General features: G+C 62.8%; 4 protein-coding genes. All 4 read left to right on the top strand.

Annotated features, from left to right (window positions below):
* Positions 1-214: ROK family protein (locus tag BM075_RS23975; protein WP_143089954.1), on the top strand; the 214-nt coding region annotated here is incomplete at its 5' end.
* A 4-nt stretch (positions 215-218) separates the two neighbouring features.
* The gene (gene nagB / locus BM075_RS23970; protein WP_093363113.1) at positions 219-1,001 is read left to right on the top strand and encodes a glucosamine-6-phosphate deaminase; all 783 of its coding nucleotides are present in this window, start codon (positions 219-221) and stop codon (positions 999-1,001) included.
* Positions 1,002-1,137: 136 nt separating this feature from the next.
* Positions 1,138-2,163: an N-acetylglucosamine-6-phosphate deacetylase gene (locus BM075_RS23965; RefSeq protein ID WP_177208478.1), complete on the top strand. Its 1,026-nt coding sequence runs from the start codon at positions 1,138-1,140 to the stop codon at positions 2,161-2,163.
* 510 nt (positions 2,164-2,673) lie between these two features.
* On the top strand, positions 2,674-3,138 hold the full coding sequence (locus BM075_RS24940) for an NAD(P)-dependent oxidoreductase (protein WP_245758974.1): 465 nt from the start codon (positions 2,674-2,676) through the stop codon (positions 3,136-3,138).
* Positions 3,139-3,439: the final 301 nt, after the last annotated feature.

The raw sequence follows: 3,439 nt of genomic DNA, 5'->3' as shown, positions 1-3,439 counted from the left end.
CGCCGCCTCCATCGCACGGCTTTGTGCGGATCTTACGGCCATCTTCGGACTTGACCGCATCGCCGTCGGAGGGAGCGTCGGTTTGGCCGACGGCTATCTGCCGCGCGTCGCCGGCTATCTCGGAAAGGAACCGGAGCTTTTCCGGGTTCCTCTGGTGCCGGCCAGGCTTGGACAGGACAGTGCTCTCCTGGGCGCGTTACTACCGGAAGGATAACCAGATGAAAGTTCTGATCTGCCAGAACCACGCGGCGGCAATCGAACGCACTGCGGGGCTGATCGTGGACCATGTCGCGCGGAGGCCCGACGCGGTATTGGGTCTCGCCACGGGGGGCACGATGCTTCCCCTCTACGAACGTCTCGCGACACTTTACAGCGAGGGCGAGGTGTCTTTCGCCAATGTCACCTCCTTCAACCTTGACGAATATGTCGGCATCGCGCCCGCGCACCCGGCTTCCTATCACAGCTATATGAAGGAAGTTCTGTTCAGTCATGTCGATATCGGCGAAAGCCGGACGCATCTGCCGCTTGGCAACAGCCCCGACGTTCAGGCGGAAGCCGAACGCTACGAGGCGGCGATCGCTGCGGCGGGAGGCCTCTCGCTGCAGCTGCTCGGGATTGGCCAGAATGGGCACATCGGCTTCAACGAGCCGACGTCTTCGTTGGGTTCGCGTACGCGCATCAAGACATTGACGGAAAGCACCCGCACCGCCAACAGGCAGTATTTCGGGCCAGATGAGACACCACCAGCCTATGCGATTACCATGGGTGTCGGTACTATTCTCGCCGCGCGTGAGTGCCTGCTGTTGGCAACCGGACGCGCCAAGGCGCAGGCCGTGGCAGCCATGATCGAAGGACCGGTCTCGGCCGTCTGCCCGGCTTCTGCGCTTCAGCTTCACCCCCACGCCACTATCGTTCTGGATCGGGAAGCGTCCGGCGACCTGCGGCTCACAGATTATTACCAGCACGTTCACCCCGACGGCGAGGCGACCCGCTTTGACTGAAATCAGAATTCTTGCCGAACGGTTCTATGACGGAGTGACACCGTTGCTCCAGCCACAGCGCCTCGTCGTCCTCCGGGATGGCATCGTGACCGAGACCCGCGCTGCGACCGCCGCCGATCTGGCGGATCAGGACAGCTTGCGTGCGGCAATCGTCGCGCCCGGTGCAATCGATATTCAGATCAACGGCGCGGCCGACGCTCAGTTCAACTTCGACCCGACGCCGGACACCATCGCGCGCATCGCATGGGGCGCCCGGCAAGGGGGTACAGCGCATATCCTCCCCACATTCATCACCGCCCCGGGTCGGGATTACCTGACGGCCATTTCCGCCACTCGTCAGGCGATTGCCGATGCAACTCCGGGCGTTATCGGCGTGCATCTCGAAGGGCCGTTTCTGTCTCCCGCCCGACCGGGCATTCACGACCCCTCGGCGATCCGACCTCTCAGCGAGCGCGACGTCATCGCTCTGGAGCAAGAGGCTGCTGACTTTCCCGGAACGCTCCTGCTGACGTTGGCACCTGAATGTCAGGAACCAGAACACCTGCGAAGACTCACAGCTGCAGGGATTGTCCTTTTCGCCGGCCATTCAGAGGCCGCGCCGGAGCACCTGGTTCACATGAGCGGCGCGACGCATCTCTGGAATGCCATGCCCGGCATCGCCAGTCGCGAACCTGGTATCGTTTCCGAGGTTTTGGGCGGGAACCGGCTCTTTGCAGGCATCATCTCCGACGGCCACCACATCGGCCGCCAAGCCTTGTGCCTTTCGGTCCGCGCCGCCTCTGACCGGCTTTGTCTGGTAACCGACGCCATGCTTACATTGGCCGGCACCTTCCAGGGTTTCGTTCTCGACGGTCGGCAAATTCAGCTCGCCGATGGCCGCCTGACCGGCGAGGATGGCACCCTTGCCGGCGCGCATATCGCGATGGATGACTCGATCCGAAATCTCACTACCCTTGCCGGATCCGACACTGTTACAGCGTTGAGGATGGCAACTGTAAACCCTGCAAAGGCACTTGGTAGGGACAGTGACCTTGGAACCGTGCGCCTGGGCGCGCAAGCCTCGCTCAGCCTGTATGATGACTCCCTGGCGGCGCTCGGAGTGGTTTCGGAGGGGCATCCGTTCCTTCGAGAACAATTTGGCACTTCGGTTTCTCCCGGTTGACATTACGTTATTTTTTCGAAAGACGCGGTCGACAGCACGAGTTTTGCGATGTGGACGTTCCAGTTCTGTGCTCGGGCATATGACCCCGAACCCCTTGCAGCGCATTGTCAAACAAGGCGAGGAGGCGCCCGCCCGCGACTTGTCAAAGCCGAGACCGGAGGAGTGACCGAAAGATGAAACCGACCACTCTGCAAATGGGCGCCTACCCCGCATGGGACGAAGCGCCGCTTCAAGAGTGCTACGACGTTCGCCACTATTTTGATGCAGAGTACAAGGACGACTTCCTCGCAACGTGCGAGGGGGATAGCCGCGCAACCGCGACGCGGGGCGAGCTTGGGGCGAGCCGAGAAATCATCGACGCCTGCTGCCGCGAGCGTGGGATCCGGGCGACGAATACGTCGGACGTTCTGACCGTTGACGTGGCCGATCTTGGCGTCGCGATGACGCTCTTCCTGTCGCGCGGAAAGCTGGGCGCGCAGCGGGAACTGTTCGAAACAGGGGAACTGCCCGCTGAAACGCCGGGTCTGGGGCCGCCGTGCCGGCGTTCTGGGCCTCGGCCGTATTGGTTACGAGGTTGCACGGCGCCTGCAAGGTTTCGGCATGGATGTCGCCTATTCCGACATCGCCGAGAAGCCCGGCACCGAGGGCTGGACCTTCGAGAAGGACCCGGTCGCGCTGGCGGAGCGTTCCGATTTCCTTTTCGTGACGCTCGCCGCCTCGGCCGCGACACGTCACATCGTGGATCGCAATGTGATCGAGTCGCTTGGTCCCAACGGGATGATTATCAACGTTTCCCGCGCTTCGAATATCGACGAATCCGCACGGCTCGACGCTCTTGAAACGGGCCGCCTGGGCGCTGCCGCGCTAGATGTTTTCGAGAACGAACCCGCGCACGATCCCCGCTTCCTCGCGCTTGATAACGTTTTGCTCCAGCCGCACCACGCCTCGGGACGTTGGAGACACGCAAGGCGATGAGCGCGCTTGTCAGGTCCAACCTGGCTGAGCATTTCGCGGGACTGGAATTGCCGACGCCGGTTCTCTGAGCCCGGCCCGGTGTCACCTGCGCGCACTCCTCTTGGGCCGCAGGTGAAAGGGCGGAGCCGACCGTTCTCCCCGGCTCCGCCCACCCTTTGCAGGGGGGCGATGCCCTCCATTTCCCAGAGACGCGCCTGCGTGGCACGAGCCGTCGGCCAAACCGACGCTCCCTCCGACGGCGATGCGGTCAAGTCCGAAGATGGCCGTAAGATCCGCACAAAGCCGTGCGATGGAGGCGGCG

Source organism: Tropicimonas isoalkanivorans (genome assembly GCF_900112335.1).
In the GTDB taxonomy this organism is placed as follows: domain Bacteria; phylum Pseudomonadota; class Alphaproteobacteria; order Rhodobacterales; family Rhodobacteraceae; genus Tropicimonas; species Tropicimonas isoalkanivorans.
This window is presented reverse-complemented; position numbering and strand designations above follow the sequence as displayed.

Coding starts and splice junctions, on each gene's coding strand:
- nagB (WP_093363113.1), top strand. CDS start 219: ATGAAAGTTCTGATCTGCCAGAACCACGCGGCGGCAATCGAACGCACT.